Source organism: Micromonospora sp. NPDC004336, assembly GCF_053602615.1.
The window spans coordinates 36,149-41,546 of the sequence record NZ_JBSGDY010000045.1 but is presented as its reverse complement, the minus strand read 5'-3'; the positions used below and the strand labels follow the sequence as shown (position 1 = coordinate 41,546).

General features: G+C 76.3%; 5 protein-coding genes. 3 read left to right on the top strand and 2 right to left on the bottom strand.

Annotation, left to right across the window (positions count from 1 at the left end; all coding sequences use genetic code 11):
- Positions 1–718: glutamate cyclase domain-containing protein (locus ACWENR_RS12740; protein ID WP_452277143.1), on the top strand; the 718-nt coding region annotated here is incomplete at its 5' end.
- A gap of 73 nt (positions 719–791) precedes the next feature.
- Entirely contained in the window at positions 792–1,772 is a 981-nt protein-coding gene (locus tag ACWENR_RS12735; protein ID WP_452277142.1) for a hypothetical protein, read from the top strand.
- A 7-nt stretch (positions 1,773–1,779) separates the two neighbouring features.
- On the opposite strand, the gene murD is transcribed toward ACWENR_RS12735, so the two are convergent.
- The gene (gene murD / locus ACWENR_RS12730; protein ID WP_452277141.1) at positions 1,780–3,126 is read right to left on the bottom strand and encodes a UDP-N-acetylmuramoyl-L-alanine--D-glutamate ligase; all 1,347 of its coding nucleotides are present in this window, start codon (positions 3,124–3,126) and stop codon (positions 1,780–1,782) included.
- A gap of 87 nt (positions 3,127–3,213) precedes the next feature.
- Here murD and ACWENR_RS12725 point away from each other — a divergent pair, with 87 nt between their 5' ends.
- Positions 3,214–4,563, top strand: coding sequence for a hypothetical protein (locus tag ACWENR_RS12725; RefSeq protein ID WP_452277140.1), 1,350 nt, complete (start codon positions 3,214–3,216; stop codon positions 4,561–4,563).
- A gap of 204 nt (positions 4,564–4,767) precedes the next feature.
- On the opposite strand, the gene ACWENR_RS12720 is transcribed toward ACWENR_RS12725, so the two are convergent.
- Positions 4,768–5,398: PucR family transcriptional regulator (locus ACWENR_RS12720; protein ID WP_452277139.1), on the bottom strand; the 631-nt coding region annotated here is incomplete at its 5' end.

The window sequence follows — 5,398 nt, the reverse complement described above, 5'->3', positions numbered from 1 at the left end:
GCCCGCGGCGGAGACCGACGGGCCGATCGGGGCGGTGCAGATCGCCGCCGCGCTGCGGGCGCTGGGCGGCCGGGCCCGACTGGTCACCGACGCCCCGTGCGCGCCGGTGGTCACCGCCGCGCTGACCGCCGCCGCCCCGAAGGTGCCGCTGGAGGTGGCGCCGCTGCAGGGGTACGACGCGTGGGCGGACGCCGCCGCCCGACGGTACGCCGGACTGTCGCACCTGATCGCCTGCGAACGGGTCGGTCCCGGCGTCGACGGCCGGGCCCGCAACATGCGCGGGGAGGACATCGGCGCGCACACCGCCCCGCTCGACCGGCTCTACGCCACCGGGCCGGCCTTCCGGGTGGGCATCGGCGACGGCGGCAACGAGCTGGGCATGGGCCGGCTGCCCGCGGACGTCGTCGGGCGGGTCGTCGACCGGGGCGAGCGGATCCGGTGCGTCGTCGGCTGCGACGCGCTGCTCGTCGGCGGCACCTCGAACTGGGCCGCCGCCGCGCTGGTGGGCGCGCTGGCGGTGCTGCGCCCCGACGTGCCGGCCCTGCGCGACCTGCTCCACCCCGAGTGGTCGTACGACGTGCTGACCGCGATCGTGCTGCACGCCGGCGCGGTGGACGGCATCCGCCGACGCGCCGAGCTCAGCGTGGACGGCCTCGACTGGCCCGCGTACGCCGCACCGCTGGACCGGATCGCGGAGCTGGTCGCCGCGGCGCAGTGAGCGGGCGCGGGCCCGCCGGTCCACGGTGGCGCGCGTCCGCCCGCTCGCCGCGCGCCGCCGGTACGATCCGGCGGTGCGGATCGGGGAGGTGGCGCTGCCCACCGGCGCCACGGGCACGGACGAGGGACAGCTCGCGGCCGGCGTCCGGGCCTGGGTGGCCTCGGCGCCGCTGCGCGCCCTGGTCCGGCACTTCGGCGGCGACTGGCCGGCCGGCGACCTGCCGGCGGTGCTGGCCGCCCTCGACGACTTCTCCGCCCGACACTGGGACTTCCGGGGCGGCCGGGAACGCCCGGACGCCCGGGAGCCCGCCCTCGACCCGGCCACCGTCGACCTGGTGCGCGACGCCGCCGCCGCGCTGGGCCTGATCCACCCGGTGCCGCCGGCCCGCGCCGAGTACGCGCACCTGGTGGTGCTGGGCGGCCTCTCGAACGCCTGCCAGCGCCGGGTCGCCTACGCGGCGCACCTGCTGCGCGCCGGCATCCGGGTCGCCGGCGAGGTGGCCGTGCTCGGCAGCTTCCGCCCGCTGTCGCCCGTGGAGTGCGCGGGGCTGGCGGCGGCCGGCGTCCCGCCCTGCGACACCGAGGTGGAGGCGCTGGACGCGGCGGTGCGGCGCGAGTTCCGGGCGCCCGCCCCCGCCGAGGAGGACGGTCACGACGCCGGCCACCCGCACCACTCCTGGTCGTCGCGGACCTACCGGCCGGCGGGCGGCCCGCCGGTGCGGGTGCTGGCCGCCCCGTCCAGCGAACCCGACCGGCGCCGCGCGCACACCGCCGACACCCAGCGGTTCTGGGCCGAGCACGTCCGGCTCTCCCCCGGCGATCCGGTGCTGCTGGTGACCGCCCCGATCTACGTGCCGTTCCAGCACTGCGACGCGCTGCGCACCCTCGCCGTGCCGTACGGCTGCGCGATCGAGACCGTCGGCGTCGACCCGGCCCTGCCCGACCTGGCCGGCCTGCCCGAGCCCACCCTCAGCCCAGGCCGCTACCTCCAGGAGATCCGCTCCGCGATCCGGTCGATGCGCGCCCTGACCCGGGTGGCCCGGCCCCGGCGCTAGGCCGACGTCACCCGGCCGTGTCCCGGACGGCCTGGGCGAAGACCTCGGAGCGGTGCTCGAAGTTGCGGAACCGCCCGTAGCTGGGCGCGGCCGGGGAGAGCAGCACCACGCCGCCGGCCGGGGTCAACTCGCGGGCCCGCCCGACGGCGGCGACCAGGTCGTCGACCACCTCGGCGCGCACCTTGGGCAGCCCGGCGAGCGCCTCGACGATCCGGGCGCCGCTGTCGGGGATGCCCAGCACGGTGATCTCGCGCTCCGCGAGGTGCTCGCGCAGCGGCGCGTAGTCCAGGCCCCGGTCGGTGCCGCCGACGATCACCGTCAGCGGCCGCCCCTCGTACGCGTCGATGGCGTGGATGGCCGCGTACGGGCTGGTGGCGAGGGTGTCGTCGACGAAGGTCAGGCCGGACGGGTCGGCGATCTCGGTGAGCCGGTGCGCCAGCCCCTGGAACCCGGCGACCGCCACGGCCAGGGTGTCCCTGCGGGCCACCACGTCGACGCCGAGCGCGTCGAGCACGGCGAGGGCGACGCAGAGGTTGCCCTCGTTGTGCCGGCCCACCAGCGGCAGGACCGCGCGCGGGAAGAGCGGCCGGTCGCCGAGGTGGAACCAGGGCGTGCCGTCCGGGCCGCCGGCCACGTGGGCGGTGTCCGGCAGGCCGGCGCGTACGGCCGCGCGGTCGCCCAGTTCGAGGGCGAGCCGCGGGTCGGCGCCGTTGACCACGACGGTGCGCGGGCCGTGCGCCAGCAGGTTGAGCTTGTCGCGGTAGTACTCCCGCTCCCCGCCGTGCGCGTCGAGATGCTCGGGGAACAGCGCGGTGACCACGGCGACGCGCGGCGAGTCGGTCAGGTCGCTGCACTGGTAGCTGGAGAGTTCCAGCACGTACAGCTCCGCCTCCGGCAGGTCCAGCGTCGGCACGCCGATGTTGCCGCCGAAGACGTTCGGCCGGTCCACGGCGGCGAGCAGGTGGCTGATCAGGCTGGAGGTGGTGCTCTTGCCCTTGCTGCCGGTGACGCCGATGGTGCGCTCGGCGTGGTCGGCCATCCACAGGGCCGTGCCCTGGGTGACGGTCACGCCGCGCCGGCGCAGCTCCACCAGCCACGGGTGGGTCTGCGGCACGCCGGGCGAGCGGACCACCACGTCGGCGGCGGCCAGCCGGGCGAAGCCCTCCTCGCCGGTGACCAGCGGCGCGGCCTCCGCCAGCGGCCCCTGCCAGGGCAGGCTGAGGAAGTTGGCGCTGTCGTCGACGGCGACCAGGTCGGCCGGGCCGTGCGCGGCGATCGCGGTCACCGCGGCCCGGCCCTCCCGGCCGGCCCCCCAGACGGCGACGGCACGTCCGCGCAGGTCAGACAGGCGCACTGGTTCTCCTCGGGGATGTCGGCGGCGGGGCACAGGCACGTCCGGCACAGCCGGACACGCCGGACGAACCAGGGCCTAGTATGGCGTGTGCCCAATGAGCAGCTGCGGCGGATGGACGCCTTCACCTTCCCGTCCTACTCGATCGACCTCTCCACCGGGGAGGTGCTCTTCGACTACGCCCTGACCGGCCCCGACGGCGAGCAGCGGTTCACCGAGGTGGTCACCCTCCCGCTGCCCGACGCGCCGCCGTCGGACGAGACCGTGGCGACCCTCGGCCGGGTGCTGGAGCTGCTGCACGTCGTCGCCGGCGTCAGCTACTACAAGGCCGCCGCGCCGCCGCGCCTGGTGCTGCCGACGCCGCTGGGCGCGGCCGCCGTCGAGCTGGTCACCGCCGTCTACACCAAGGGCCTGGCGGAGTACGCGTACCGCAACCAGCTGCCGCACGTGCTCCGGCTGCGCCCGGAGGTGCCGGCCGGCGAGGTGTCGCCGCCCCGGGCGTACGACGACTCGGACCGACGGCCGCTCTCGGCCGTCGGCGGCGGCAAGGACTCCATCGTCAGCCTGGAGGCGCTGCGCCGGGCCGGCCTCGACCCGGTGCCCTTCTCGGTCAACCCCAACCACGTGATCGTCGCGGTGAACGAGGCGTCCGGGCTCGCCCCGCTCGCCGCCCGGCGGCGGATCGACCCGGTGCTGTTCGAGCTGAACGCCGCCGGGGCGCTCAACGGCCACATCCCGGTCACCGCGATCAACTCGCTGATCGCGGTCGCCACGGCGGTGCTGCACGGGCTGGGCCCGGTGGTGATGTCCAACGAGCGGTCGGCGTCGGACCCGAACCTGGTCTGGGACGGCCACGAGATCAACCACCAGTGGTCCAAGGGCGTGGAGGCGGAAGGGCTGCTGCGGGCAGCGCTGGCCGAGCACGCCGGGCTCACCGAGCCGTACTTCTCCCTGCTGCGTTCGCTGTCGGAGCTGCACATCGCCCGGCTGTTCGCCGAGATCGACCGCTACGACGACGTGGTGACGAGCTGCAACGCCGCGTTCAAGCTGCGCGACGCCAGCGAGCGCTGGTGCCGCGACTGCCCGAAGTGCCGCTTCGTCTTCCTGGCCATGGCGCCGTTCATGTCCCGCGAACGGGTCACCCACATCTTCGGCGGCGACCTGCTCGCCGACTCCTCGCAGATCCCCGGCTACCGGGAGCTGCTCGGCGTGGACGGGCACAAGCCGTTCGAGTGCGTCGGCGAGGTGGAGGAGTCCGTGGTGGCCCTGAGCCTCCTGGCCGAGCAGGAGCAGTGGCGCGACGCACCGGTCGTCCGCGCCCTGGTCGACGCCGTACCGGCGACGGCCTGGTCGGCGGCGGCCACCTCGGACGTCTTCACCCCTGGCGGCCCCAACCACGTCCCCCCCACCTACGCCAAGGCCCTGCCCACCCTCACCTGAGCGACACCCCCGCCCGCGCCCGTCCCGCTCCCGCTCCGGCCCGTGGCCCCGGCCCGTGGCCCCGACCCGTTGATCATGACGTTAGCGGTGCGGTTCGGGCGATTCGTCCCCGCTAACGTCATGATCAACGGGCCGGGCCGGGCCGGGCGGGGTGGGGCGGGCGGGCCGTGCGGGGTCGGGTGGGTGGAGCCGGGGCCCTGTGGGTCAGGGGGTGCGGACGGCGTCTAGGGCGAGCAGGGCGACGTGGAGGGAGAGGCAGGCCTCCACCGAGTCGAGGTCGACGTCGAGGACGCGGCCGATCCGGGCCAGCCGCTCGTAGAACGCCGGCCGGGACAGGTGCGCGGCGGCGGCCGCCGCGGACTTGTTCCGGCCGGCGTCCAGGTATGCCCGCAGGGTGCCGAGCAGCTGCTCGCGGGGGTGTCGCGCGTCGTACGTCAGCAGGGCGCCGAGCTCCCGCTCGACGAAGGTCTGCAACCGTGGCTCGTCGCGGAGCAGGTGCAGCAGGCCGGCCAGCCCGACGTGCGGCAGCCGGAAGATCGGCAGGTCGCGCCGGTCCCGCCGGGCGGCCTCGGCGACCTGCCGGGCCTCGATCAGCGACCGTCGCGCCTCCCGGAGGCTGCCCACCCCGGAGCCGGCCGCGATGAGCAGGGCACCCGCCGACCGCGGCCGGCCGGTGCCGTCGCACCCGGCGTCCGCCCGGGACGGCCCGTCCAGGCGGCCCGTACCGTCGGAACGGCCCGGAGCGTCCCGGCGGCCCGAAGCGTCGGAACGGCCCAGAGCGTCCCGGCGGCCCGAAGCGTCGGAACGGCCCAGAGCGTCCCGGCGGCCCGAAGCG